Genomic DNA, 23558 nt, shown 5'->3' on the forward strand with positions numbered 1-23558 from the left:
GGTAGTACCGCTACGGCCGAGGTAGCAGCGCGGAGCGCACCACCGCGGCGAGGTCGACGCCCTCCCACCGCGCGCCGATCCCGCGCAGCACCGCGTGCCGTGTGCCGGCCTCCGCGTCCACCTCGAGGTCGTCGCCCACACCACCCCGGGGGCGCTCGAGGTCGATCTCGAGCCGCTCGTCGGTGAGCGCCTCCGCCAGCCCGCGGCCCCACTCCACCACGGTCACCGACTCGTCGAGCGACGAGTCGAGATCGAGCGCGTCGAGCTCCGACAGGTCGCCGAGCCGGTAGGCGTCCACGTGCACCAGGGCAGGCCCCGGGGCTCCGTCGGAGCCCGTCGACCCCGGCAGCGGCGGGTGCTCGCGCGCCACGATGAACGTCGGGGAGGCCACCTGCCCCCGCACCCCCAGCGCGGCACCGAGCCCCTGGGTCAGCGTGGTCTTGCCCGCACCGAGGTCACCGGTGAGGATCACCAGGTCCCCGGCCCGCAGCACCCCGGCCAGCGCCGCGCCGAGCGCCCGCGTGGTCGCGGCGTCCGGGAGGTCGGTCTCGGTCTGCACGACGACGTCGCTCACTGGTGCACATCTCCTTCTGACACGTAGACCCTCGGCACGCGCGCACCGAGGCGGGTGACGATCTCGTAGCTGATGGTGCCGGCGGCGTCGGCCCAGTCCTGGGCGTTGGGGACGTCGGCGCCGTGCGCGACGCCGTCGGACGAGCCGAACAGGGTGACCACGTCCCCGGCACGTTCCGCGGCGTCCGGCCCGAGGTCCAGGACGAGCTGGTCCATGCACACGCGGCCCGCCACGCGGAGCACGCGAGCGCCCGGCCCCTGCCCGACGGCGACAGGTCCGCCCGGACCGGCCGAGCCGCCCGAGGCATGGCGCGGCACGCCGTCGCCGTAGCCGACCGGCACGAGCCCGACGGTGGTGTCCTGCGACGTGGTGTACAGGTGCCCGTAGGAGACGCCCTCCCCCGCCGCGACCTGCTTGACGTTCGCCAGGCGGGACCGGAACGTCATCGCGGGCCGGAGCCCGTGGTCGCCCGGCACGCCGAGCGCAGGGCTGGGTGCGAACCCGTACACCGCGATGCCGGGCCGCACGAGGTCGTAGTGAAGCTCGGGGAGGGTGAGCGTCGCGGCGGAGTTCGCCAGGTGGCGCACCTCGGGTCGCAGACCCGCGTCGCCCGTCACGGCCAGCGCCGCGTCGAAGGCGGTCGCCTGCCGCGCGATCGAGGGATGTCCCGGCTCGTCGGCGCACGCCAGGTGGGAGAAGACCCCGACGACGCTCAGCTCGCCGGAGGCCTCCAGGGCCGCGGCGCGCCGCGCCACCTCCGGCAGGTCGCCGGCGGCCACGCCGCCCCGGGACAGCCCCGTGTCCACCTTGAGGTGCACGCGTGCCGCCCGGCCCGCCGCCCGGGCGCCGGCGGCCACCTCGTCGAGCGCCCACGGCGCCGCCACGGTGACGTCGACGTCCGCGCGGACCAGGTCGGCGAACGGCGCACCCGGGGTCAGCAGCCACACCAGGACGCGCACGTCGGCACCCGAGAGCCCGGCACGCAGCGCCAACGCCTCGGCGGCCGTGGCGACGCCGAGCCAGGTGGCCCCGCCCGCGAGCGCCGCCCGCGCCGCGGGCAGCATCCCGTGCCCGTACCCGTCGGCCTTGACGACCGCCATGACGTCCGACGACGGCGCGTGGCCCCGCAGGGCGCGCAGGTTGTCGCTGATCGCGTCGAGGTCGACGACCGCCTGTGCCGGCGTGCCGTCGTCGAGGGGCGGGAGGTTCACGACGGCGATTCTCTCACCACTCGGACAGCGCCCGCCGGGACGTGAACAGCCGCGGCTCGCCGGTGAGCGGGTCGTCGAAGGCCAGGGACCGTGCCAGGAGCTGCAGCGGGCGCTCCGGGTCGTCCGGGGCGTCCGGTCGTAGCTCGGGCCAGAACGGGTCGTGCAGCAGCGGCAGGCCGAGCGAGGCCATGTGCAGCCGGAGCTGATGGGACTTGCCGGTGCGGGGCCGGAGCCGGTACAGCCCCAGGCCTCGCCCGTCGTCGCGGGCCACCAGGTCGATCCACGACTCGGCGTTCGGCTCGCCGGGCACCTCCTCGGCCCGGACCACCCCGCGGCGCTTGACGATGCATGACCGCACCGTGCGGGGGAAGCCCTGCTCGCCGTCGTGCCCGCCGTCGTGCGCGCCGCCGTCGGCCGGCGGGAGCGGCGCGACCGCCTCGTAGACCTTCTCCGCCCGGCGTTCCTGGAAGACGAGCTGGTAGGGGCCGCGCACCGCGGGACGCACGGTGAGGACGAGCACGCCGGCCGTGGGGCGGTCGAGGCGGTGCGCCGGGACGAGGTCGGGCAGGTCGAGCGAGCGGCGCAGGTGGGTGAGCACCGTGCGGGTGACCCAGCGTCCGCGGGGCATCGTCGCCACCAGGTGCGGCTTGTCGACCACGAGCAGGTCCTCGTCGCGGTGCAGCACCTCGATCTCGGCCAGACCGGGCGCCTCCGGTTCGCCCGACGGCGGGTCGCGGTACAGGTAGAGGAAGCCGCGCGGCTCGTAGGGCGTGCTCGGGGTGACGACCGTGCCGCCGCCGGTGACGACCTCGCCGGCCGCCACCTTCTCGCGCAGTCGGACGGCGTCGTCGGGGAACCTGGCGAGCAGGTAGTCGAACGCCGTGCGGTGCCGCGCGACCGTGGCGGCGTCGTGCGGCAGGACGAGACGCGTCGGGTTGAGCCCGTCCCGCACCGGCAGCGGGGGGACGTGCTTGCGGGGTCCGCGACGCGGCGGCGGGTCGGGGGGCGGCGAGCCGGGAGGTAGCGAGCCGGGAGGTGGCGAGTCCGGGGGTGGCGGCACGCGGGGCATGCGGCCATTCTCCCGCGCCGTCACCATCCCGTAAGACGTCCGGGGGTCCCGCGGAGCACCTTGCCGGGCAAGACTGGGTGCATGACGCGCCGACCTCTTCCCGCCGCCCTGGCCCTGGCCACCGCGCTCGCCCTGTCCGGGTGCGCCGCCGACGACCCGGCGCCCGCAGCCGGCACCGCGACCGCGGACGAGATGACGAGCGACACCGAGGACATGGCCGACGAGGACATGTCGGAGCAGGACACCATGGCCGACGAGGACATGTCGGAGCAGGACACCATGGCCGACGAGGCGGTGCCCGCGGTCTACGACTTCGCCGCGACCACCCTCGACGGCGAGGAGTTCGACGGGGCGTCGCTCGCCGGTTCCCCGGCCGTGCTGTGGTTCTGGGCCCCGTGGTGCCCCACCTGCATCATGCAGATCCCGGCCGTCACCGGCCTCGCCGAGGAGTACGGCGACGACGTCGCGGTCGTCGGCGTGGGCGGGCTCGACGACGCCTCGGCCATCAGCGAGATGGCCGAGGAGAACATTGACGGGATCACCCACCTCGTCGACGACGCCGGGGAGGTCTGGCAGCACTTCGGCATGACCCAGCAGTCGACGTTCGTGGTCCTGGACGCCGACGGCGAGATCGTCGCCGAGGGCGTGCTCACCGAGCCCGAGCTCGAGTCCGCCGTCGCCGACCTCGCCGGCTGAGCCGGTGCTCGACGACGGCGCGTTCGCGCTCGCCCTGGGTGCCGGCCTGGTGGCGGCCGTGAACCCCTGCGGGTTCGCCCTGCTGCCCGCCTACCTGGCCACGCTGGTACGCCCCGACGACGGCCGCGCCTCCGCCGTCGGGCGCGCGCTGCGCTCGACGGCGGCCCTGACGCTCGGCTTCGTGGCGGTCTTCGGGGTGTTCGGCCTGGTGGTCGCCCCCGTGGCGAGCTCGGTGCAGCGCTGGCTGCCCGCCTTCACGCTGGTGCTGGGGGTCGTCCTCGCGGCCGCCGGCGTCTGGGTGATGGCCGGTCGCGAGCTGCCCGGGCTGCGGCTGCTGCGTACCGGCAGCGGCAAGCCGCTGACGGACCGCTGGTGGTCGGTCGTCGGGTTTGGCGCCTCGTACGCGCTGGCCTCGCTGACGTGCACGATCGCGCCGTTCCTCGCCGTCGTGGTCACCGCGTTCCGCGCCGGGTCCGTCGCGCAGGGCGTCGCCCTGTTCGCCACCTATGCCGCCGGGATGGCGCTGCTCGTCGGGACGGCCGCCGTCGTCGTCGCGACCGCCGGGGCCGGCGTCGTCGGACGCGCCCGTAGCGCCGGGCCCGTGCTCGCCCGCATCGGCGGGGCGATCCTGCTGGTCGCCGGCCTCTACGTGGCCTGGTACGGGTTCTGGGAGCTGCGGGTGCTGGCCGGCGGCGCCGGCGCGGACCCGGTCGTCGAGGCCGCGGCGTCGGTCCAGCGCTGGCTCGCCGAGGCCGCTCAGGGCGTCGGGTGGGTCGGGCTGCTGGTGACCCTGGTCGTCGCCACGGGGCTCGGGGCGTGGTGGCACCGCCGTCGGCGGGCGAAGATGGACGCATGAGCCTCTACGACATCCCCTTCGACCGCATGGACGGCACGTCCGCCACGCTCGCCGAGCACCGTGACGACGTGGTCATGGTGGTCAACGTCGCCTCGCGCTGCGGTCTGACGCCCCAGTACGACACCCTCGAGCAGCTGCAGCAGAAGTACGCGGACCGCGGCTTCACCGTCGTCGGGTTCCCGAGCAACCAGTTCCTGCAGGAGCTGTCGAGCGACGAGAAGATCGCGGAGTTCTGCTCCACCACCTACGGGGTCACCTTCCCGGTGGTGTCGAAGGTCAAGGTCAACGGCAGGAACGCGCACCCGCTGTACGCCGAGCTGACCAAGACCCCCGACGCGGGCGGGCACGACGGGCGCATCCGCTGGAACTTCGAGAAGTTCCTCGTGCTGCCCGGCGGCGAGGTGCGCCGCTACTCCCCCAAGACGGTCCCCGACGCCCCCGAGATCATCGAGGCGATCGAGGCCCACCTGCCGAGGTAGTACCGGCCCGGCCGAGGTAGTGGGCACGTCAGCCCACGCCGTCGCGCCCCGGCAGCGAGTCCAGCAGGGCTCCGAGGAGGCGCCCGAGCGCGTCCCGCTCGTCGGCTCCGAGGACGCCGAGGAGCCGCTCCTCGTGCTCGAGCAGCTCGCGCACCACCCGTTCGACGACGGCGTGCCCCTCCCCTGTCAGCGTCACCGCGACCGCCCGGCGTCCGGCGTCGGACGGCGCCCGCGCGACCAGCCCGTCGCGCTCTGCGCGCGCGACCCGCTGCGAGACCGCCCCGGCGGTGACCAGGGTCTGGGTCGTGAGCTCACGCGTGGTGAGGGTCCAGGGCTCACCGGAACGACGCAGCGTGCTGAGCAGGTCGAGCGTCGCGCCGTCGACGCCGAGCCGGGCCAGCGTCCGACGACGTTCGTCGGCCAGGCGCTTGGCGGCTCGCCACAGCGGCGTGATGACGCCGATCGACGACGTCGGCACCCCGGGCAGCTCGCGGTCCCACGCTGCGGCGATCTCGCCCGCCGGCAGGGCCGCCGTCGCGTCGAGGGGGTAGTCAGACATCTCGTCCTCCTCTATGTTTAGATCTAAACATAGCCGATGAAGGAGGAGCACGTGGGCCGTCAGGTACTGATCACCGGGGGCTCGGGCGGCATCGGCCGCGCGATCGCCCGCCACTTCGTCGACGCCGGGGACGACGTCGTCATCACCGGGCGCCGGCCCGGGCCGCTCGACGCGGCCGCCGCGGAGACCGGTGCGCGGGCGGTCGTGTGCGACGCCGCCGACCCCTCCGCCGTCGACGCCCTCGTCAGCGGGCTCGACGCGCCCCTCGAGATCGTCGTCGCCATGGCGGGCGGCAACACGGACTTCGACCGGCCGTCCGACGCCGCCTCGACCGACCCGACGCTCGCCGACGTCGCTGCGGCCTGGCGCGCCAACCTCGACGCCAACCTCGTGAGCACCGTCCTGACCGTCACGGCCGCCCTGCGCACCATGGGCCCGGGCGGCACGATCGTCACCGTGGGATCGATCGGCGCCGAGTACGCCGGTGGCTCGTACGGGGTCGCGAAGGCCGCGGTCCAGGCATGGACCGCCGGGCTCTCGGCGCAGGTGGGACCGCGCGGCATCACCGCGAACTGCGTCGCACCGGGATACATCGAGGGGACCGACTACTTCCGCGGTCGACTCACCGACCAGCGCCGCGAGCGCCTCGTCGCCGCCACCCACGACAAGCGCGCCGGAACCCCCGACGACGTCGCCGCCCTCGTCGCGTTCCTCGCGTCCCCCGGGGCGCGACACCTCACCGGCCAGACCCTGCACGTGGACGGCGGCGCGTTCACGACGCGTTGAGGTCGGCCGCCAGGAGCAGCCCTGCCCCGCCGGCGAACGTGACGCCGTGGAACGACGCGGCTCGCGCGACCTCCCGGAACCCCCAGCGCTCGTGCAGCGCGATCGAGGCGGTGTTGCGGGCGTTGACCACGTAGAACGCCCGGGCCGCACGGCCTGCGATCCATCCCATCCGCGCCTCGGTCAGCGCCGTCGCGACACCGCACCGCCGCCACGCCGGGTGCACCGTCACCCCACCGAGATAGTGCCCGGCCGGGGCGACGCCGTCGGACCGCGGGTGCAGGTGCGTCTTGGCCCAGCCGACGACGGCGGCACGCTCGTCGTCACCGGCCGCACCGGTCTCGGCGACCAGCACCTGCCGCCCGCTGTCGAGGATCGCCGCGCGGATGCCGTCGAGGAGCAACGTCTGCCCCGCCGCGTCCTGCACCCGCTCGACCGCCGGGAGGTCGTCCACGGTCGCGACCCGGACCGCCACCGCGGCCGGCGTGCCGTGCCGGTGCGGTGCGAACTCTGCGAAAGCTCCCATGACGTGGCGACCGTCGCGCTACGCCTGCGCGACCAGCGACGCGACGGTCGCGGGCAGGGCGTCGGCCACGTCGAGCGCGGCGACCGGACCACCGGGGTTCGCCCGCTCCGCCGCGCGCCCGTGGACCAGCGCCGCGGCCGCCGCGATCTCGGCCGCGAGCCCGGGCCGCTCGACCACCTCGGCCGAGCGAGCCGCGAGCATCGCGCCCAGCAGCCCCGCCAGCACGTCGCCAGCGCCAGCCGTGGACAGCCAGGCGGGCGCGTCGGCCTGGGCGTACGCCCCCGACGGCCCGACGACGACCGTCACCCCACCCTTGAGCAGCACCGTCGCACCGGTCAGCTCGTGCGCCCGGCGCGCCCACCGCAGGGGTGCGGCCTCGACGTCGCGGCGGTGCACGTCCTCGCCGTGCCGCCGCAGCAACGTCTCCAGCTCGCCGGCGTGCGGCGTCAGGACGAACCAGGGCGGGCACGGAGGCTCCAGCAGGGACAGCCCGCCGGCGTCGACCACGGCGGGCGTGGCTCCCTGCGACATCCCCCCGAGGTCTCCCCGCGCCGCGGCGAGCCCGCCACCGCCCCGGCCGTGCTGCCCGTCGTCCTCGTCCGACGGCGGCACCCCCGGACCGACCACCCACGACTGCACGCGGCCGGGCGCGGCGACCACCTCCGGGCGGGCGGCCAGCACCGCGTGCCCGACAGCACCCGGCCCGCGGTAGCGCACCATCCCGGCGCCCGCCCGCACCGCCGCCGACGCCGAGAGCACGGCGGCCCCCGGGTACGTCGACGTCCCGGCGACCAGGCCGACGACGCCGCGGCTGTACTTCTGGTCCGTCGGTCCGGGCACGGGCCAGGCCCGGCCGACGTCGACCGCCTCGAGCCGGCGGAGCGCCGGTGCGCCCTCGAGCGACAGCCCGATGTCGACCACCGTGAGCTCGCCGACCAGGTGGGCGGCGGGCGGCAGCAGCAGTCCGGGCTTGGCCGCGCCGAAGGTGACCGTGCGGTCCGCGGGCAGGACGGGGCCGTCGACCGTGCCGTCGTCGGCCCCGATCCCCGAGGGGAGGTCGACGGCGACCACCCGTGCGCCCGAGCCGCGTCTCCCACCCCTGGCGTCGGTGAGGGCGGTGACGAGGTCGGCGGCCGGTCCGCGCAGCGCCCCGCGGGCGCCGATCCCGACCATCCCGTCGAGCACGACGTCGGCGCTCGCCGCGTCGGCGGCCACCGCCGCGGTGCGGGCCGGGTCGGCGAACAGCTCGACGACGCGGCCGCCGGCCGAGCGCAGGGCGGCCAGCCCACCGGTGTGCGCCCGCTCCGAGACCAGCACTGCCGTGACGGCCAGGCCCCGGCGCGCCAGCACGCCACCGGCGTGCAGCGCATCGCCCCCGTTGTTGCCGGCTCCTACCAGGAGCACGACGCGAGCGCCGCGCAGGTGCCGGCGTCGGGCCCGGAGGTCCGCCAGGACCTGCATCGCGAGCGCGAACGACGCCCGTTCCATCAATGGTTCGCCGGCCTCCAGCAGGGGCGCCTCGGCAGCGCGGACGTCGGCAGCGTTCCATGCCTCGATCATGGTCCGAACATACGCGGCGCGGCCGGACCGCATAGGCTCAGGACCATGCGATTCGGACTCTTCATCCCGCAGGGCTGGCGCATGTCGCTCACCGACGTGCCCCCGGAGCAGCACTGGGAGACCATGCTGTCCCTCCTTCACTACGCGGACAACGCGGCCGCCGGCGAGGCCGTCCCGGGCGGCGAGTTCGCCTGGGAGTCGGTGTGGGTGTACGACCACTTCCACACCGTCCCCGTGCCGAGCACCGAGGCGACGCACGAGGCGTGGGCCCTCATGGCCGCGTTCGCCGCAGCGTCCCAGCGCGTGCGCCTCGGCCAGATGTGCACGTGCATGGCCTACCGCAACCCCGCGTACCTGGCGAAGGTCGCGTCCACCGTGGACGCGATCTCGGGCGGACGCACCGAGATGGGCATCGGCGCCGGCTGGTACGAGCACGAGTGGCGCGCCTACGGCTACGGGTTCCCGAGCGCCGGCGACCGGCTCCGGGCCCTGGACGAGGGCGTGCAGATCATGGAGCGCATGTGGCGCACCGGCTCGTCCGGGACGTTCGACGGCCAGTTCTACCAGGTCGACGGCGCACTGTCCTACCCCCAGCCGCTCCAGCAGCTGCCGGTCGGCGACGGCGGCGCGCAGGTCCCGAGCATCCCGCTGTGGATCGCCGGTGGCGGCGAGAAGAAGACGCTGCGCATCGCCGCGGAGCACGCCCAGTACACGAACTTCTCGGGCAGCCCCGAGGAGTTCCAGCACAAGTCCCAGGTGCTGGAGCAGCACTGCCGCGACATCGGCCGGGACTTCGGCGAGATCACCCGGTCGGCGAACTACAACATGGTCATCGGCGAGAACCAGGCCGAGATCGACGACAAGCTCGCGTGGATCGACGCCCACTTCGCCCAGTACGCGCCGGGCGACCAGGGCCACCGGGAGAGCTCGCTCTGGCGCCACGGCCTCATGGTGGGCACCCCGGAGCAGATCGTCGAGAAGCTCCAGGAGCTCCAGAACCTCGGCATGACCTACGCGATCACCTACTTCGCGAACGCGGCGGGCGACCGGGAGCAGATCGAGCTGTTCCAGCGGAAGGTCATCCCCGAGCTCCAGGGCTGACCCACGCCGGGTGCCGACCCTGCCGTGGCGGCCCGTCTGTCTCCACGGACGGGCGTCACGGCATGGTCGGCATCAACCCGGTCACCCCTCGGCGACCACCATGGCCGAGGAGATCCCCGCGTCGTGCGAGATCGACAGGTGCCAGTGCCGCACCCCGAGCTCGTCGGCACGCGCCTGGACCGTGCCGCGCAGCTCCACCTCCGGCGGCCCGCCCACCACGCGATGCACCGTGGCGTCGTGCCAGTGCAGGGTGCCCGGCGCCCCGAGCGCCTTGGCGATCGCCTCCTTCGCGGCGAACCGCGCCGCCAACGACGACGCCGGCAGGTCCCGCTCCGCCTCGGTGAAGAGCTTCTCCCGGAGCCGTGGGGTGCGCTCCAGCGTGGCCATGAACCGTGCGACGTCGACGACGTCGATCCCCACCCCGACGATCACCGGCGCACCCCGTCCTCGTCCTGCGGCTCCACGAGATGGCGGAACCGGAACCACTTGCGCTCGAGCTCGGCCTCCAGGTCGACGTCGAACCGGCGGGCGACCAGCAGCAGCTGCGCGAGGACGTCGGCGAGCTCGGACCGGAACGCGGCGTCCACGGCACCTGCTCCCGCGCCGCGGTCCCGCGAGCGCCCCGAACGCGCCAGGTAGGCCTGCGTCAGCTCGCCGACCTCCTCGTGCAGCTTGAGCACGAGCCAGTCGTCGGACCGGGGGACGCCGAACCGGCGCTCGTAGACGCGCGAGATGATCTCGACCTCGTCGGCCAGGGCCCCGAGCGTGGTCGGGCCGCCCGCGGGGCCGTCCTGCGCGTCATCCATGGTGTCGATCATGCCCTGCGGATCACTCGTTCTCGTCGTCGAGCGACCCTGCCGCTCTGCTCCAGGCGGATCCCTCCTCCGTCGGGCTCCACCCTCCGCGACGCCTCCGGGTCACTCGACGGTGACGGACTTGGCGAGGTTGCGCGGCTGGTCGACGTCAAGCCCCTTGGCCGTCGCGAGCGCCATCGCGAAGATCTGCAGGGGCACCACGGCGAGCAGCGGCTGCAGGAGCGTGGGGGCCTTCGGGATCCAGAAGACCTCGTCGGCGTACTTGCGCACCTCGTCGTCCCCGTCCTCGGCGATGACGAGGGTGCGCGCCCCACGGGCCCGGATCTCCTGGATGTTGGAGACCACCTTGGAGTGCAGCTGGTCGCGGCCGCGCGGCGAGGGAACGACGACGAACACCGGCTGGCCCTCGTCGATCAGCGCGATCGGGCCGTGCTTGAGCTCTCCGGCCGCGAACCCCTCGGCGTGGATGTACGCGAGCTCCTTGAGCTTCAGCGCACCCTCCATCGCCACCGGGTAGCCGACGTGCCGCCCGAGGAACAGCACCTTGTCCGCGTCGGCCATGGACCGCGCCGTGGCCCGCACGTACTCGCCGCGCTCGATGACGGTCTGCACCTTGCGGGACATGTCGCGCAGCTCGTCGAACGTGGCCGCGATCTCGTCGGGGAACTTGTTGCCGCGCAGCTGCGCCAGGTACAGGCCGAGCACGTAGGCCGCCGTGATCTGCGCCAGGAACGCCTTGGTCGAGGCGACGGCGATCTCCGGTCCGGCGTGCGTGTACAGCACCGCGTCCGACTCCCGCGGGATCGTCGACCCGTTGGTGTTGACGACGGCGATCACCTTGGCGCCCTGCTCGCGGGCGTGGCGCACGGCCATCAGGGTGTCCATCGTCTCGCCCGACTGCGAGATCGCGACCACGAGGGTCCCGGCGTCCACGATCGGGTCGCGGTAGCGGAACTCGTGCGCCAGCTCGACCTCCACCGGGATCCGGCACCAGTGCTCGATGGCGTACTTCGCCACGTGCCCGGCGTAGGCGGCCGTCCCGCAGGCCACGACGATGATCTTGTCGACCGCCCGCAGCAGGGACTCGTCGATCCGCAGGTCGTCCAGCACGATCCGCCCGGAGGCGTCCGTCCGCCCCAGCAGGGTGTCGGCCACCGCGTGCGGCTGGTCGTGGATCTCCTTGTCCATGAAGGACTCGAAGCCGCCCTTCTCGGCGGCGGCGGCGTCCCAGTCCACGGTGAACCGCTTGCCCTCGGCGGGCGCGCCGTCGAAGTCGGTCACCTCGACCGTCGTCGGCGTGATGGTCACGACCTGGTCCTGGCCGAGCTCCAGCGCCTCCTTGGTCTGCGCGACGAAGGCCGCGACGTCGGACCCGAGGAAGTTCTCCCCCTCGCCGAGGCCGACCACCAGCGGCGAGTCGTGCCGGGCACCGACGACGGTGTCCGGCGCGTCGGCGTGGACGGCCAGCAGCGTGAACGTGCCGTGCAGGCGCCGCGCGGTGGCCGCCATCGCGGCGGTCAGGTCGCCGGCGGCGCGGTACTCGCGGGCCAGCAGGTGGGCAGCCACCTCGGTGTCCGTCTGGGACAGGAAGGTCGCGCCCTCGGCGGCGAGCATCTCGCGCAGCTCGCTGAAATTCTCGATGATTCCGTTGTGGATAACGGCGAGCCTCCCGTCGTCAGCCACGTGCGGGTGGGCGTTGCCGTCGGTCGGTCCGCCGTGCGTCGCCCACCGCGTGTGCCCGACGGCGGCGGTGGCGGCCGGGAGCGGACGCTCGGCGAGCTCCGCCAGCAGGTTGGCCAGCTTGCCGGCCTTCTTGGCCGAGGTCACCTCGGCGGAGCCCGGCCCGACGAGCGCGACGCCCGCGGAGTCGTACCCGCGGTACTCGAGGCGCCGCAAGCCCTCGAGCACCACCTCGAGCGGGCGGTCCGACGCCCCATCCCGGGCGGCCGAAGCCTGCTCGACGCGATTCTCCGACGGCCCCAGGCCCGCATATCCGACGATGCCACACATGCGCGGGAGTCTACCCAGGCCCGCGCGGGGCCGGTCGTCCGCCGAGCGCAGCCGGTCACGGTTTGCGTCGCCGGTGGGTGCCTCGGGCAGAATCGACCAGGTGACCTCCTCGTCCGCGACGTCCGTCCCCGGCAACGGTGATCCGACGTCGCTCCCTCCCTTGTCGGAGCACCTCCCCCGGCTGGCGCCGGCCTCCCCCTACGTCGACTTCGACCGGACCGCCTGGAGCGGCCTGTCGGAGCAGACGCCGCTGCCCCTCACCGACGAGGACGTGGCCCGCCTGCGCGGCCTGGGCGACCCCATCGACCTCGCGGAGGTCGACGCCGTCTACCGGCCCCTGTCGCGGCTGCTCAACCTGTACGTCACGGCGACCGCGGGCCTGCACCGTGCCACGTCGACGTTCCTCGGCGAGGAGCCGCCCCGCACCCCGTACGTCATCGGCGTCGCCGGTTCGGTCGCGGTCGGCAAGTCGACGACGGCGCGCGTGCTGCGCGAGATGATGGCCCGCTGGCCGGAGACGCCGAACGTCGAGCTGATCACCACCGACGGCTTCCTCTACCCCAACGCCGAGCTGGAGCGGCGCGGCCTGCTGGAACGCAAGGGCTTCCCCGAGTCGTACGACCGCCGCGCGCTCATCCGCTTCCTGTCACGCGTCAAGGCGGGCCAGCCGGAGGTGTACGCCCCGGTGTACTCGCACGTGGTCTACGACATCGTCCCGGGAGAGGAGGCGGTGGTGCACCGGCCCGACGTCCTCATCGTCGAGGGCCTCAACGTGCTGCAACCGGCACGCTCGCTCTCGGCCACCGAGCCGACGGTGGCGGTCAGCGACTTCTTCGACTTCTCCATCTACGTCGACGCCCGCACCCGCAACATCCGCCAGTGGTACGTGGACCGGTTCCTCAAGCTGCGCCGGACGGCGTTCAGCCGGCCCGAGTCCTACTTCCGCCGCTACGCCGACCTGTCCGACGCCGAGGCCACCGCGCGGGCGCTGAGCATCTGGGAGTCGATCAACGCCCCGAACCTCGAGCAGAACGTCCTGCCCACCCGGGGCCGGGCCACGCTCGTGATGACCAAGGGCTCCGACCACTCGGTCCAGCGGGTGCGCCTACGCAAGCTCTGAGGGTTCGTCGGCGTCCGGCACCGCGACCGGGACCTGGTTGCGCATCTCCTCCAGGACCTCCTCGCGCGGGGTGAACGCCTGCACCACCCGGTCGACGACGAGACCGAGCAGCCCGCCGCCCACCACGCCCACCACCATCGCCAGCAACGGGTCGTGACCCAGCACCTCGGCGGCGGCGATGCCGATCAGCGTCGAGTAGGCCGCCCAGAGCACCGCGGCGACGCCGGAGAACGTCATGAACCGCCGCTGCGGGTAGGCGAGCGCCCCGGCGGTCATGTTCACGGCCACCCGGCCGACGGGGATGTAGCGGGCGGCGATGATGAAGACGGCGCCGCGTCGGGCCAGCGCCCGGCGCGCCCAGGCCACCGTCTTGCGACCCCGTGCGCTGCGCATCCCGGTGAGCCGTTCGGTGCCGTACCGGCGGCCCAGGACGTAGGCGACCTGGTCGCCCAGCCAGGCCCCGGCGCCCGCGACGGGGATGATGAGCCACAGCCACGGGACCCCGGTGGCCTGGGCGGAGATCACGAGGGTGACGAGGACGGACTCGCTGGGGACCGGCGGGAAGAAGCCGTCGATGAAGGCCGAGGCGAACATCGCGGGATAGATCCAGACGGAGGCGGCGATCTCGAGGATCCAGGCCTCCACCTGGCTCAGCATCATGGTGATTCCCGGCACGCGGTCCCTCGTTCGTCAGCCGGCCCGGCCGGCGGCGGCATCGGCACCGTACGGCGCGACGGACACCAGCGTAGGGCCCCCGCGCGGCCCGAGACATCAGGGATGCCCCCCGTCCGACCCTGAGCCAGGAACGTTCACGCGGGTTTCACAGCATCTGTCCAGCGTCCGCCGCCGGCGGGTCAGGGCAGGGTGAAACCGAGGGCCGCGGCGGCCGGCGCCGGGTCGGGCGAGGCGGACCAGAACCGTGCGAGATTGGCGTTCGACGTGAGCGACCGGGACTCGGCGCGGTCGAGGTAGAGCTCACCGCGCAGGTGGTCCGTCTCGTGCTGCACGATCCGCGCCGGCCAGCCGGTGAGCACCTCGTCGAGCGCGGCCCCGGTCTCGTCCTGGCCGGTGAGGCGCACCTGGCGCGGCCGCGCGACGACGGCCTGCCAGCCGTCCACCGACAGGCACCCCTCGTAGAACGCGACGCGCTCGCCCGGCGTGCCGTCCTCGGCCACGGCCTCGTAGCGCGGGTTGACGAGCACGCGGTAGGGCAGCGGCGTCCGCTCCCGGTCGTCGCCCGGCATCCCCGCGTCCTCGCAGACCGCGAGGGCCAGGCCGATGCCGACCTGGGGCGCCGCCAGGCCGACGCCGGGCGCCGCCCGCATCGTGCGCCGCATGGCCTCCAGGAGACGCGGGAGCTCGTCGCCGAGCTGGCCCGTGTACGGCGCCGCGGACGCGCGCAGCACCGGGTCGCCCGCCTGCACGATCGGGAGCACCCCGGGCGCCTCCGGCCGACCGAACGCGACGTCGAGCACGTCGGCGACGGCGTCCGCCAGCGCCGGCACGACCTCGCCCGACCACGGGCTCACAGGCTGAGACGTTCCCGCACGACGGCGGCGAGCGTCTCCGCGACGCCCTCGGCCTGCGTCTGGGTCGCCGCCTCCACCATGACCCGCACGACGGGCTCGGTCCCCGACGGGCGCAGCAGCACGCGGCCGGTCTCCCCGAGCAGCGACTCGGCGTTCTCGACCGCGATGCGGAGGTCCTCGTCCGAGTCGGTCCGCGCCTTGTCGACGCCCTTGACGTTGACGAGCGTCTGCGGCAGGCGCGGGATCTCGGTGGCGAGGTCCGCCAGCCGCTTGCCCGTCGCCTTGATCCGGGCGGCGAGGTGCAGCGCCGTGAGGACGCCGTCGCCGGTGGTGGCGTGCTCGGCCAGGATGATGTGGCCCGACTGCTCGCCGCCGAGGCCGTAGCCGTGCGCCCGCATCTCCTCCAGGACGTAGCGGTCGCCCACCCCGGTCTGGACGGTCCGGACCCCGGCGTCCCGCATGGCCAGCAGCAGGCCCAGGTTGCTCATGACGGTGACGACGAGCGTCTCCCCCGGCAGCCGGCCCTCGTCCTTCAGCGCCTTGGCGAGGATGCCGAGGATCTGGTCGCCGTCCACGAGGACACCGCCGTGGTCCACGGCGAGGCAGCGGTCGGCGTCCCCGTCGAAGGCCACGCCGAAGTCGGCCTCGGCGGCCACCACGACCGCCTGGAGCTGCTCGGGGTGGGTGGAGCCGGCCTTCTCGTTGATGTTGCGCCCGTCCGGGCTGGCGTTGATCACGACGACGTCGGCACCCGCGGCGCGCAGCGCGTCCGGCCCGACCTGGCTCGCCGCGCCGTTGGCGGCGTCCACCGCGATCCGCAGGCCCTCGAGCGGCCGGTGGTCCGGCGTCGTCCCGATGCTGGCCGTCAGGTGCTCGACGTACTGCTCGGCCGCGATGCCGGTGTCGACGCGCATCCGCCCGACGTCCGCACCGATCGGGCGCTCCCAGCCGTTGCCGAGCACCGCCTCGATCTCGTCCTCGACGCTGTCGTCGAGCTTCAGGCCGCCGCGGGCGAAGAACTTGATGCCGTTGTCCGGCATGGCGTTGTGCGAGGCGGAGACCATCACCCCGAGGTCCGCGTGCATCGCGCTGACCAGGTAGGCGAGCGCCGGCGTCGGCACCACGCCGAGGTCGACGACGTCGACGCCGGAGGCCGCCAGGCCCGCCGAGACCGCGGCGGACAGGAACTCGCCCGAGGCGCGCGGGTCACGCCCGACGACCGCCTTCGGCCGGTGGCCGGGCATGGAGCGGGAGCCCAGCACGTGGGCTGCGGCGCTGCCGAGGTCGAGCGCGAGCTCGACCGTCACGTCGCGGTTGGCGAGGCCACGGACACCGTCGGTGCCGAAGAGTCGTGCCATCAGTTGTCGTCCTCTCGGGTGGGCGCTCGGACGATCGTAGTGCGTCCGGACATGCGGACGGCCCCGCCGGTGTACCGACGGGGCCGTGCGCGGAAGCGACAGATCAGCGCTTCGAGTACTGCGGGGCCTTGCGGGCCTTCTTGAGACCAGCCTTCTTGCTCTCCACGGCACGCGGGTCGCGGGTGAGGAAGCCGGCCTTCTTCAGAGCGGCACGGTTCGCGTCACGGTCGATCTCGTTGAGCGCACGCGAGATGCCCAGGCGCAGCGCGCCGGCCTGGCCGGAGGGGCCACCACCCGTGATGCGGGCGACGACGTCGAAACGCCCCTCGACCTCGACCAGCTTCAGCGGGTCGTTGACCAGCTGCTGGTGCACCTTGTTCGGGAAGTAGTCCTCGAGGGTACGGCCGTTGATCTTCCACTGGCCGGTGCCGGGGACGAGGCGCACGCGCGCCACGGCCTCCTTGCGGCGACCCAGGGCCTGGCCCGGGGCAGTGATGGACTGACCGCCGTTGGCCACGGGGGCGGCGGTCTCGGTGGTGTAGTTGCTGGGCGTGTTCTCGTCCAGCTCGGTGTCGACAGTGGTGTCAGCCACGGTGTTTCCTTCGCTCGGCATCGGGCAGCGGCTCAGGCCTGCTGCGAAAGCTGGGTGATCTCGAACGGCTGGGGCGTCTGGGCCGCGTGCGGGTGCTCCGCACCGCGGTAGACCTTCAGCTTCATGAGCTGCTCGCGCCCGAGCGTGTTCTTGGGGAGCATGCCGCGCACGGCCTTCTCCACGGCTTCCTCGGGGTTGTTCTCGAGGAGGTCGCCGTACTTGACGGAACGGAGGCCGCCCGGGTAACCGGAGTGGCGGTAGGCGAGCTTGTCCTCGCGCTTGTTGCCGGAGAGGGCGACCTTGTCCGCGTTGATCACGATGACGAAGTCACCGCCGTCGACGTGCGGCGCGAAGGTCGGCTTGTGCTTCCCGCGCAGGAGCGTGGCGACCTGGCTGGCCAGGCGGCCCAGGACGACGTCGGTCGCGTCGACGACGTACCAGTCGCGCTGGATGTCGCCGGGCTTCGGGGTGTACGTACGCACGGTTCGTAACCTTTTTCGTGGTCGGTGTCGTCGGGCGAGAAGCGGCGCCCGATGAGTCAGATGTTGTGCGCGGGGCCCCAGGTCGGCGTCCTGGCCTTGTGCCGTCGAACGGTGGGAACGTCGACGGCACGGGACGCCGGGGCATAGCACAACGACTGGTCAGTCTAGCGGCACGCCGTCGTGCCGGTCAAAGCGACCTGCGTCACGGCCTCCGGGAGCTCCGCAGCCCCGGCGCCGGGCTGCGGACTGGGCCGTCCAGGTGCACCGTGGGGTCATGACCGAAGACACGCCAGGGACACGATCTGACCCCGAGCTCGCGGCCGAGGGCGACGGCAACCAGCTCTCCACGGAGGACACGCTCCTCGACCGTGGCACCCAGGACGCGCTCGACGAGGGCTACTCGCCGCCGGAGCGTCCCCGCCGGAACCACTGGGGCGAGACGTCCTGGGAGGAGACCCACGGTGAACCCCTGGACCAGCGCCTCGCCGAGGAGGAGCCCGACGTGTGGGAACGGGACCCGCTGGACCGGCCCGACACCGCCCGGGCCGGCCGCCTCGTCGAGGACGACGACGCCGACCCCAACGCCGACGGCGCGCGCGACAACGACGTGTACGGGACGGACGCCGGGATCGACGGCGCGGGTGCGACCGCCGAGGAGGCCGCCGTCCACTGGGTCGAGGAGCCGTGAGCCGGAGCGTCGCGCAGGGTGGCGGCCGAGGAACGAGGCCGGCGCCCGCCGGCTACCGCAGCTCGTCCTCGGACCGGCGGGCCCGGATGCGGGCCGCCCGCTCCCCCAGCTCGGCGTCCGGCGGGTAGTCCACGCGCTCGAGCGTGAGCCCCCGTGCCGGTGCCACCGCGGCCGCTGCCGAGCGGCTCCGGCCGGCCAGCACCTGGGCCGGGTCGTCCGGGCGCCGTCGACCCTCGCCCACGGCGAGCGACATCCCCACGAGGGCGCGCACCATCGAGTGGCAGAAGGCGTCCGCCTCGACCACGGCGACGACGAGCCCGGCGTCCGGACCGCTCCGGGGACGTGACCAGTCGAACCGGGTCAGCTCGCGGATCGTCGTCGCGCCCTCCCGCGGCCTGCAGTAGGCCGCGAAGTCGTGCAGGCCGACGAGCGGCTGCGCGGCGGCGTGCATGGCCGCGACATCGAGCTCGCGCCGGTGCCACAGCACCCACTCGCGCGTCAGCGGGTCGCGCAGCCCGTGGTCGTCGGCGATGCGGTACCGGTACGTCCGCCCCGTGGCCGAGAACCGCGCGTCGAACCCCTCGGGGGCGGGGGCCGCCCGGTGCACGACGACGTCGGGTGGCAGCACACCGGCCAGGCGGTCGACCAGCGCACGGCCCGGCGACCGGTCCGACCGGCCGGGCATGGCCTCCCACCGTTCGACGGGCAGGTCGACGTGCGCCACCTGTCCGCGCGCGTGCACGCCCGCGTCGGTCCGGCCCGCGACCGTCAGGCGGGGGCGCGGCAGTCCGAGCGGCTCGGTGCGGACGATGGTCGCCAGGGCGTCCTCGAGCACGCCCTGCACCGTGCGCAGCCGCGGCTGGGTCGCCCAGCCGGCGAAGTGCGTCCCCGCGTAGGCGAGGTCGAGTCGCACCCGGACCGTGCCGCCGTCGGGCGCCGGAGCCGGTGCGGGGGTCGAGGGGCCGGAGGCGTCGGCGGGTGTCGGGGTGCTCACCGGACCATTCTGACCGGATGATGGGGCGGTGGCCGATCTCATGACCCTCGCGGTGGACTGCGGCGGCGGCGGCATCAAGGCGAACGTGCTCGACTCCGCCGGCACCGCTCATGCCGCACCCGTCCGCGTCCCGACGCCGTACCCGCTCCCGCCCGCGCTGCTCGTCGACACCGTGGCGGAGATCGCCGCGGGCCTGCCGCGCGCCGACCGGCTGACCCTCGGCATGCCGGGCATGGTCCGGCACGGCGTGGTGGTGCACACCCCGCACTACGTCACGCGCTCCGGTCCCCGCTCCCGCGTCCTGCCCGAGCTCGTGACGGCCTGGAGCAGCTTCGACGTGCGCGCCGCGCTGGGCGCCAGGCTGGGTCTGCCCGCGCTGGTGCTGAACGACGCCGAGGTGCACGGCGCCGGGGTGATCTCGTCGTCGGGGGTCGAGCTGGTGCTCACCCTCGGCACCGGTCTCGGTTCCGCGCTGTTCGACGGCGGCCGGCTCGCCCCGCACCTCGAGTGGTCCCGGGCACCGGTACGCCGCAGCACCACGTACGACGCCTACGTCGGGGAGCCGGAACGGCGTCGCCTCGGGGACGGCCTCTGGTCCCGCCGCGTGGTGGCCGTCGTCGAGGGGCTCCGTCCGGTGTTCTGGTGGGACCGGCTCTACCTGGGCGGCGGCAACGCACGCCGGATCACGCCGTCGGCCCTCGAACGGCTCGGGGACGACGTGGTGGTGGTGCCGAACTCGGCCGCGCTGGTGGGCGGTGCGCGGGCGTGGGACCTGCTCGTGGACTGAGGCCCTGCCGCCCGACGGCGTCGCGCGTCCGCTCCTCGGCGTCCATGTCCGCGTGCGCCTCGAGGACCGCACGGCTGAACGCCACCGGCTGATCGAGGCTCACGAGGTGGCGGGCGTGCGGCACCACGACGAGACGTGCCTGCGCTCCCCCGGCGCGGGCCGCGGCGAGCAGTGAGCGCTCCTGGCCCCGGAAGTGGTCCCACTGCCCGTTGACGAGCCGCACCGGGCTGTCCGCGGCTCGCAGCGCCGCGCGGGTGTCGATCCGGCCCACCTCGGCCAGGACGTCCGCCATGACCTCCAGCGCGAAGCCACCCGCCGCCAGGTCCTGACCGGACTCGGCGTCCAGCAGCCCCCGGACGAAGGCCTCGTTGAGCCGCGCGCCGGAGTCCGGCCACCGCTCGATCCAGCGGGCGAGCCGCAGCCAGCCCCGGCGCAGGGGCACGTCCGTGCTGGTGCTGCAGGACGCGGCCACGAGTCCTGCCGACTGCTCGGGGAACCGGGCACGGTGCTCGATCGCGATGTATCCGCCGAGGGACAGGCCGACCACCAGTGCCCGGCCGCCGGCGTCGGCCACCGCGTCGTGCACCGTGCCCACCGCCTCGTCCAGGCGGAACCGTTCGCCGCGTCGCGTGCCATGGCCCGGAAGGTCCGGCGCGGTCGTCGGGATGCCGGCGTCCCGCAGCACCCCGACCTGACGGCGCCACATGGTGCACGAGGTCCGAGAGCCGTGCAGCAGCACCACCGGGAGCATGCCCCCACGGTAGGGACGACGAGGGCCCCGCACCACCTCAGGTGGTGCGGGGCCCTCGAGGATCAGGCGGAGGAAGGACTCAGTCCTCCTTCTTCTCCTCGGCCGGGGCCTCGGACTCGGTCGACTCGACCGGGGTCTCGGCGGCCTTCTCGTCCTTGGCCGGCTTCTCGTCCTTCGCCGACTTCTCGGTGGCCTTCGTGGCCTCGGCGACGACGGCCTGCTTCGGGCTGACCGGCTCCGTCACGAGCTCGATGACCGCCATGGGGGCGTTGTCGCCCTTACGGTTGCCGACCTTCGTGATGCGCGTGTAGCCACCGTTGCGCTCGGCCATGGCCGGGGCGATCTCGGTGAACAGCGTGTGCACGACGGACTTGTCACGCACGATGGTCAGGACCCGACGGCGGGCGTGCAGGTCGCCGCGCTTGGCGAGCGTGATGAGACGCTCGGCGGTCGGACGCAGGCGCTTGGCCTTCGTCTCGGTCGTGGTGATGCGGCCGTGCTCGAAGAGCGCCGTCGCCAGGTTCGCGAGGATCAGGCGCTCGTGAGCCGGGCTGCCACCGAGCCGCGGACCCTTGGTGGGGGTAGGCATTTCTGGTTCTCCTTGAGGGTGGTTCCGCGCCGCGCGGCCCCGTCATGTCGAGCGGGGCCGCTGCGGGCGCGGTGCGTCAGTACGTCTGCTCGTCGGTGTACGAGGCCTCGTCGTCCCCGCCGCTGAAGTACTGCGCGCCGGAGCCGTCGAAGTCGAGGGGCGAGTCCTTGAGGGCCAGGCCGAGCTCGGCCAGCTTCTCCTTGACCTCGTTGATCGACTTCGCACCGAAGTTACGGATGTCCAGCAGGTCGGCCTCGCTGCGTGCGACGAGCTCACCGACCTGGTGGATGCCCTCACGCTTGAGGCAGTTGTACGACCGGATGGTGAGGTTGAGCTCCTCGATCGGCAGCGCCAGGTCCGCGGCCAGCGCGGTGTCCGTCGGCGACGGGCCGATCTCGATGCCCTCGGCCTCGACGTTGAGCTCCCGGGCGAGGCCGAACAGCTCGACGAGCGTCTTGCCGGCCGACGCGAGCGCGTCACGCGGTGCGATGGCCTGCTTGGTCTCGACGTCGACGATCAGCTTGTCGAAGTCCGTGCGCTGCTCGACACGGGTCGCCTCGACCTTGTAGGTGACCTTGAGGACGGGCGAGTAGATCGAGTCGACGGGGATGCGACCGATCTCGGCGTCCATGGCCTTGTTCTGCGCGGCGGACACGTAGCCACGTCCACGCTCGACGGTGAGCTCGATCTCGAGCTTGCCCTCGTCGTTGAGCGTGGCGATGTGCAGGTCGGGGTTGTGCACCTCGACGCCCGCGGGCGGCACGATGTCCGCCGCGGTCGCCGCACCGGCGCCCTGCTTGCGCAGGTACATCACGACCGGCTCGTCGTTCTCCGAGGAGACGACGAGGTTCTTGATGTTGAGGATGATCTCGGTGACGTCTTCCTTCGCACCCGGCACGGTGGTGAACTCGTGGAGCACACCGTCGATGCGGATGGAGGTGACCGCCGCGCCCGGGATGGACGACAGCAGCGTGCGGCGCAGGGAGTTGCCGAGCGTGTAGCCGAAGCCAGGCTCGAGCGGCTCGATGGAGAAGCGCGAACGGTACTCCGAGATGACCTCTTCGGTCAGTGTCGGGCGCTGTGCGATGAGCACTGTGTTGGTCCTTTCAGTGTGCGTCCGCTATATGACGCATCACGGATCCGCGGTCTCGCGCGGTCCCGGGCGGGACTCGGTCCACCCGTCCGGGCGGAGTGCCGGCCGAGCCTGCGTGTCAGCAGGCCCGGCCGGCAGTCCGGATGATCAGACGCGGCGACGCTTCGGGGGGCGGCAGCCGTTGTGCGCCTGGGGCGTCACGTCCTGGATCGAGCCGACCTCGAGGCCGGTCGCCTGCAGGGAGCGGATGGCGGTCTCACGACCGGAACCCGGGCCCTTGACGAAGACGTCGACCTTCTTGACGCCGTGCTCCTGGGCGCGGCGGGCGGCCGACTCCGCGGCGAGCTGCGCGGCGTACGGGGTCGACTTGCGGGAGCCCTTGAAGCCGACGTGGCCGGCGGACGCCCACGAGATGACGGCACCCGACGGGTCCGTGATCGACACGATGGTGTTGTTGAAGGTGCTCTTGATGTGCGCCTGGCCGAGCGGGACGTTCTTCTTGTCCTTGCGGCGGGGCTTGCGCGCAGCGCCTGCGCGGGTCTTGGGAGGCATATCTGCAAATACTCCTGGTCTGAGGTCGTCGGACCGGGGCGGACGTCAGCCAGGCTGACGCGCTCCACGGACTGCTGACGTCAGCGGGCCTTCTTCTTGCCCGCGACGGTGCGCTTCTTGCCCTTGCGGGTACGCGCGTTGGTCTTGGTGCGCTGACCGCGCACCGGCAGTCCGCGACGGTGACGCAGACCCTGGTAGGTACCGATCTCCACCTTGCGGCGGATGTCGGCAGCGACCTCGCGACGGAGGTCACCCTCGAGCTGGTAGTTCCCCTCGAGGTAGTCGCGCAGCGCGACGAGCTCGGTGTCGCCGAGCTCCTTCACGCGCGCGTCCGGGGAGATCCCCGTCGCCGCGACGGTCTGCTCGGCGCGGGTACGACCGACGCCGTAGATGTAGGTGAGCGCGACCACGATCCGCTTCTCGCGGGGGAGGTCGACGCCGACAAGACGTGCCATGTGCCTCTCGGCTCCTGTACTGCTCTCCAGAGGTCTCCCGCACCGGCATCCCGCGAGGACCGCGGGCCCCGGCCCCTGGACCGGAGGTTCCCCCGCCGCCTCGGAGGGCGGTCGGGTTCGTGCTGGTGCGCTGTGCGTGGCGTCCTGGATCAGGACGGCCACGAAGTCATGCTGCTGCGATCAGCCCTGGCGCTGCTTGTGGCGCTGGTTCTCGCAGATCACCATGACGCGACCGTGCCGGCGAATCACCTTGCACTTGTCGCAGATCTTCTTGACGCTCGGCTTGACCTTCATCAGTGTTCCTCCGCCGCCTCCCTGGCCGAGCCGTG

29 protein-coding genes are annotated in these 23558 nt (G+C 73.4%); 8 read left to right on the top strand and 21 right to left on the bottom strand.

Annotated elements, in window-relative coordinates; translation table 11 throughout:
- Positions 1 to 10 precede the first annotated feature (10 nt).
- The 3 genes from tsaE to BCL65_RS09040 are packed head-to-tail and all read right to left on the bottom strand — an operon-like array spanning position 11 to position 2854.
- Positions 11 to 574 (bottom strand): tRNA (adenosine(37)-N6)-threonylcarbamoyltransferase complex ATPase subunit type 1 TsaE, encoded by a 564-nt coding sequence (gene tsaE, locus BCL65_RS09030; protein WP_106267235.1) that lies wholly within the window; start codon positions 572 to 574, stop codon positions 11 to 13.
- Positions 571 to 1785 carry an alanine racemase gene (gene alr / locus BCL65_RS09035; RefSeq protein ID WP_106267237.1) on the bottom strand — a complete coding sequence of 405 codons (1215 nt, stop codon included), beginning with the start codon at positions 1783 to 1785 and terminating at the stop codon, positions 571 to 573. Before alr ends, tsaE begins: the two co-directional genes overlap by 4 nt.
- A 13-nt stretch (positions 1786 to 1798) precedes the next feature.
- Positions 1799 to 2854, bottom strand: coding sequence for a pseudouridine synthase (locus tag BCL65_RS09040; protein WP_106267239.1), 1056 nt, complete (start codon positions 2852 to 2854; stop codon positions 1799 to 1801).
- Positions 2855 to 2935: 81 nt separating this feature from the next.
- On the opposite strand from BCL65_RS09040, the gene BCL65_RS09045 reads away from it, so the two are divergent.
- Genes BCL65_RS09045 through BCL65_RS09055 form a run of 3 tightly spaced genes read left to right on the top strand, consistent with a single transcriptional unit; the run spans position 2936 to position 4885 of the window.
- On the top strand, positions 2936 to 3550 hold the full coding sequence (locus BCL65_RS09045) for a TlpA family protein disulfide reductase (protein ID WP_106267240.1): 615 nt from the start codon (positions 2936 to 2938) through the stop codon (positions 3548 to 3550).
- A 4-nt stretch (positions 3551 to 3554) separates the two neighbouring features.
- Positions 3555 to 4406 (top strand): cytochrome c biogenesis CcdA family protein, encoded by an 852-nt coding sequence (locus BCL65_RS09050; RefSeq protein ID WP_106267242.1) that lies wholly within the window; start codon positions 3555 to 3557, stop codon positions 4404 to 4406.
- A complete protein-coding gene (locus tag BCL65_RS09055; protein WP_106267244.1) occupies positions 4403 to 4885 on the top strand; it encodes a glutathione peroxidase in 483 nt (160 codons plus the stop codon). The genes BCL65_RS09050 and BCL65_RS09055 overlap by 4 nt, the downstream gene beginning before the upstream one ends.
- Before the next feature lie 28 nt (positions 4886 to 4913).
- Here BCL65_RS09055 and BCL65_RS09060 read toward each other — a convergent pair whose 3' ends face one another.
- Positions 4914 to 5444: a MarR family winged helix-turn-helix transcriptional regulator gene (locus BCL65_RS09060; RefSeq protein WP_106267246.1), complete on the bottom strand. Its 531-nt coding sequence runs from the start codon at positions 5442 to 5444 to the stop codon at positions 4914 to 4916.
- Positions 5445 to 5495: 51 nt separating this feature from the next.
- Here BCL65_RS09060 and BCL65_RS09065 point away from each other — a divergent pair, with 51 nt between their 5' ends.
- Positions 5496 to 6230, top strand: a complete 735-nt coding sequence (locus BCL65_RS09065) for an SDR family NAD(P)-dependent oxidoreductase (protein WP_106267248.1) — start codon at positions 5496 to 5498, stop codon at positions 6228 to 6230.
- Here the strand turns inward: BCL65_RS09065 and BCL65_RS09070 are convergent.
- Positions 6217 to 6753, bottom strand: a complete 537-nt coding sequence (locus tag BCL65_RS09070; RefSeq protein ID WP_106267250.1) for a GNAT family N-acetyltransferase — start codon at positions 6751 to 6753, stop codon at positions 6217 to 6219. The two genes, BCL65_RS09065 and BCL65_RS09070, sit on opposite strands and share 14 nt — an antisense overlap.
- Before the next feature lie 18 nt (positions 6754 to 6771).
- Positions 6772 to 8313 carry an NAD(P)H-hydrate epimerase gene (locus tag BCL65_RS09075; protein WP_106267252.1) on the bottom strand — a complete coding sequence of 514 codons (1542 nt, stop codon included), beginning with the start codon at positions 8311 to 8313 and terminating at the stop codon, positions 6772 to 6774.
- Between the two features lie 45 nt (positions 8314 to 8358).
- Between BCL65_RS09075 and BCL65_RS09080 the strand changes: the two genes are divergently transcribed.
- A complete protein-coding gene (locus tag BCL65_RS09080) occupies positions 8359 to 9414 on the top strand; it encodes a TIGR03560 family F420-dependent LLM class oxidoreductase (RefSeq protein ID WP_106267254.1) in 1056 nt (351 codons plus the stop codon).
- 81 nt (positions 9415 to 9495) lie between these two features.
- On the opposite strand, the gene BCL65_RS09085 is transcribed toward BCL65_RS09080, so the two are convergent.
- From BCL65_RS09085 to glmS, 3 genes are all read right to left on the bottom strand, one after another.
- Entirely contained in the window at positions 9496 to 9846 is a 351-nt protein-coding gene (locus BCL65_RS09085) for a holo-ACP synthase (RefSeq protein WP_106267256.1), read from the bottom strand.
- Complete coding sequence (locus tag BCL65_RS09090) at positions 9843 to 10220, bottom strand: pyrophosphatase (protein WP_106267425.1); 378 nt, start codon at positions 10218 to 10220, stop codon at positions 9843 to 9845. The genes BCL65_RS09085 and BCL65_RS09090 overlap by 4 nt, the downstream gene beginning before the upstream one ends.
- A gap of 111 nt (positions 10221 to 10331) precedes the next feature.
- Positions 10332 to 12239 carry a glutamine--fructose-6-phosphate transaminase (isomerizing) gene (gene glmS / locus BCL65_RS09095; protein ID WP_106267258.1) on the bottom strand — a complete coding sequence of 636 codons (1908 nt, stop codon included), beginning with the start codon at positions 12237 to 12239 and terminating at the stop codon, positions 10332 to 10334.
- A gap of 160 nt (positions 12240 to 12399) precedes the next feature.
- Between glmS and coaA the strand changes: the two genes are divergently transcribed.
- Positions 12400 to 13359, top strand: coding sequence for a type I pantothenate kinase (gene coaA, locus BCL65_RS09100; RefSeq protein WP_106267427.1), 960 nt, complete (start codon positions 12400 to 12402; stop codon positions 13357 to 13359).
- Here the strand turns inward: coaA and BCL65_RS09105 are convergent.
- The 5 genes from BCL65_RS09105 to rplM all read right to left on the bottom strand — a co-directional run bounded on the left by BCL65_RS09105 (position 13345) and on the right by rplM (position 17320).
- Positions 13345 to 14034 (bottom strand): DedA family protein, encoded by a 690-nt coding sequence (locus tag BCL65_RS09105; RefSeq protein WP_243400921.1) that lies wholly within the window; start codon positions 14032 to 14034, stop codon positions 13345 to 13347. The two genes, coaA and BCL65_RS09105, sit on opposite strands and share 15 nt — an antisense overlap.
- Positions 14035 to 14213: 179 nt before the next feature.
- Positions 14214 to 14888 carry a peptide deformylase gene (locus BCL65_RS09110; RefSeq protein WP_374956676.1) on the bottom strand — a complete coding sequence of 225 codons (675 nt, stop codon included), beginning with the start codon at positions 14886 to 14888 and terminating at the stop codon, positions 14214 to 14216.
- Complete coding sequence (gene glmM, locus BCL65_RS09115) at positions 14885 to 16246, bottom strand: phosphoglucosamine mutase (RefSeq protein WP_106267262.1); 1362 nt, start codon at positions 16244 to 16246, stop codon at positions 14885 to 14887. The genes BCL65_RS09110 and glmM overlap by 4 nt, the downstream gene beginning before the upstream one ends.
- Before the next feature lie 103 nt (positions 16247 to 16349).
- Positions 16350 to 16838, bottom strand: coding sequence for a 30S ribosomal protein S9 (gene rpsI, locus BCL65_RS09120; RefSeq protein WP_106267264.1), 489 nt, complete (start codon positions 16836 to 16838; stop codon positions 16350 to 16352).
- Positions 16839 to 16870: 32 nt separating this feature from the next.
- On the bottom strand, positions 16871 to 17320 hold the full coding sequence (gene rplM, locus BCL65_RS09125; protein WP_106267266.1) for a 50S ribosomal protein L13: 450 nt from the start codon (positions 17318 to 17320) through the stop codon (positions 16871 to 16873).
- A gap of 274 nt (positions 17321 to 17594) precedes the next feature.
- Here rplM and BCL65_RS09130 point away from each other — a divergent pair, with 274 nt between their 5' ends.
- Positions 17595 to 18008 carry a DUF5709 domain-containing protein gene (locus BCL65_RS09130; protein WP_106267268.1) on the top strand — a complete coding sequence of 138 codons (414 nt, stop codon included), beginning with the start codon at positions 17595 to 17597 and terminating at the stop codon, positions 18006 to 18008.
- Between the two features lie 52 nt (positions 18009 to 18060).
- On the opposite strand, the gene truA is transcribed toward BCL65_RS09130, so the two are convergent.
- The gene (truA, locus tag BCL65_RS09135; protein ID WP_374956677.1) at positions 18061 to 19002 is read right to left on the bottom strand and encodes a tRNA pseudouridine(38-40) synthase TruA; all 942 of its coding nucleotides are present in this window, start codon (positions 19000 to 19002) and stop codon (positions 18061 to 18063) included.
- Positions 19003 to 19042: 40 nt separating this feature from the next.
- On the opposite strand from truA, the gene BCL65_RS09140 reads away from it, so the two are divergent.
- Positions 19043 to 19789 (top strand): ROK family protein, encoded by a 747-nt coding sequence (locus tag BCL65_RS09140; protein WP_106267270.1) that lies wholly within the window; start codon positions 19043 to 19045, stop codon positions 19787 to 19789.
- Here the strand turns inward: BCL65_RS09140 and BCL65_RS09145 are convergent.
- From BCL65_RS09145 to rpmJ, 6 genes are all read right to left on the bottom strand, one after another.
- Complete coding sequence (locus BCL65_RS09145) at positions 19686 to 20540, bottom strand: alpha/beta fold hydrolase (RefSeq protein ID WP_106267272.1); 855 nt, start codon at positions 20538 to 20540, stop codon at positions 19686 to 19688. The genes BCL65_RS09140 and BCL65_RS09145 overlap by 104 nt on opposite strands.
- Before the next feature lie 79 nt (positions 20541 to 20619).
- Positions 20620 to 21129 (bottom strand): 50S ribosomal protein L17, encoded by a 510-nt coding sequence (gene rplQ, locus BCL65_RS09150; RefSeq protein ID WP_106267274.1) that lies wholly within the window; start codon positions 21127 to 21129, stop codon positions 20620 to 20622.
- A 76-nt stretch (positions 21130 to 21205) separates the two neighbouring features.
- The gene (locus BCL65_RS09155) at positions 21206 to 22222 is read right to left on the bottom strand and encodes a DNA-directed RNA polymerase subunit alpha (RefSeq protein ID WP_106267276.1); all 1017 of its coding nucleotides are present in this window, start codon (positions 22220 to 22222) and stop codon (positions 21206 to 21208) included.
- Positions 22223 to 22369: 147 nt separating this feature from the next.
- Positions 22370 to 22774, bottom strand: coding sequence for a 30S ribosomal protein S11 (gene rpsK, locus BCL65_RS09160; protein WP_106267278.1), 405 nt, complete (start codon positions 22772 to 22774; stop codon positions 22370 to 22372).
- 80 nt (positions 22775 to 22854) lie between these two features.
- Complete coding sequence (gene rpsM / locus BCL65_RS09165; protein WP_106267280.1) at positions 22855 to 23229, bottom strand: 30S ribosomal protein S13; 375 nt, start codon at positions 23227 to 23229, stop codon at positions 22855 to 22857.
- A 180-nt stretch (positions 23230 to 23409) separates the two neighbouring features.
- A complete protein-coding gene (rpmJ, locus tag BCL65_RS09170) occupies positions 23410 to 23523 on the bottom strand; it encodes a 50S ribosomal protein L36 (protein ID WP_088289657.1) in 114 nt (37 codons plus the stop codon).
- Positions 23524 to 23558 lie beyond the last annotated feature (35 nt).

The sequence above is a fragment of the Isoptericola halotolerans genome (genome assembly GCF_003003075.1).
Taxonomy (GTDB): Bacteria; Actinomycetota; Actinomycetes; order Actinomycetales; family Cellulomonadaceae; genus Isoptericola; species Isoptericola halotolerans_A.

Excerpts from the sequence above, each read along its gene's own strand:
- BCL65_RS09040 (WP_106267239.1), bottom strand. The coding sequence starts at position 2,854 with ATGCCCCGCGTGCCGCCACCCCCGGACTCGCCACCTCCCGGCTCGCTA.
- BCL65_RS09045 (WP_106267240.1), top strand. The coding sequence starts at position 2,936 with ATGACGCGCCGACCTCTTCCCGCCGCCCTGGCCCTGGCCACCGCGCTC.
- BCL65_RS09055 (WP_106267244.1), top strand. The coding sequence starts at position 4,403 with ATGAGCCTCTACGACATCCCCTTCGACCGCATGGACGGCACGTCCGCC.
- BCL65_RS09060 (WP_106267246.1), bottom strand. The coding sequence starts at position 5,444 with ATGTCTGACTACCCCCTCGACGCGACGGCGGCCCTGCCGGCGGGCGAG.
- BCL65_RS09070 (WP_106267250.1), bottom strand. The coding sequence starts at position 6,753 with ATGGGAGCTTTCGCAGAGTTCGCACCGCACCGGCACGGCACGCCGGCC.
- BCL65_RS09075 (WP_106267252.1), bottom strand. The coding sequence starts at position 8,313 with ATGATCGAGGCATGGAACGCTGCCGACGTCCGCGCTGCCGAGGCGCCC.
- BCL65_RS09080 (WP_106267254.1), top strand. The coding sequence starts at position 8,359 with ATGCGATTCGGACTCTTCATCCCGCAGGGCTGGCGCATGTCGCTCACC.
- BCL65_RS09090 (WP_106267425.1), bottom strand. The coding sequence starts at position 10,220 with ATGGATGACGCGCAGGACGGCCCCGCGGGCGGCCCGACCACGCTCGGG.
- glmS (WP_106267258.1), bottom strand. The coding sequence starts at position 12,239 with ATGTGTGGCATCGTCGGATATGCGGGCCTGGGGCCGTCGGAGAATCGC.
- glmM (WP_106267262.1), bottom strand. The coding sequence starts at position 16,246 with ATGGCACGACTCTTCGGCACCGACGGTGTCCGTGGCCTCGCCAACCGC.
- BCL65_RS09130 (WP_106267268.1), top strand. The coding sequence starts at position 17,595 with ATGACCGAAGACACGCCAGGGACACGATCTGACCCCGAGCTCGCGGCC.
- BCL65_RS09140 (WP_106267270.1), top strand. The coding sequence starts at position 19,043 with ATGACCCTCGCGGTGGACTGCGGCGGCGGCGGCATCAAGGCGAACGTG.
- BCL65_RS09145 (WP_106267272.1), bottom strand. The coding sequence starts at position 20,540 with ATGCTCCCGGTGGTGCTGCTGCACGGCTCTCGGACCTCGTGCACCATG.
- rplQ (WP_106267274.1), bottom strand. The coding sequence starts at position 21,129 with ATGCCTACCCCCACCAAGGGTCCGCGGCTCGGTGGCAGCCCGGCTCAC.
- rpsK (WP_106267278.1), bottom strand. The coding sequence starts at position 22,774 with ATGCCTCCCAAGACCCGCGCAGGCGCTGCGCGCAAGCCCCGCCGCAAG.
- rpsM (WP_106267280.1), bottom strand. The coding sequence starts at position 23,229 with ATGGCACGTCTTGTCGGCGTCGACCTCCCCCGCGAGAAGCGGATCGTG.
- rpmJ (WP_088289657.1), bottom strand. The coding sequence starts at position 23,523 with ATGAAGGTCAAGCCGAGCGTCAAGAAGATCTGCGACAAGTGCAAGGTG.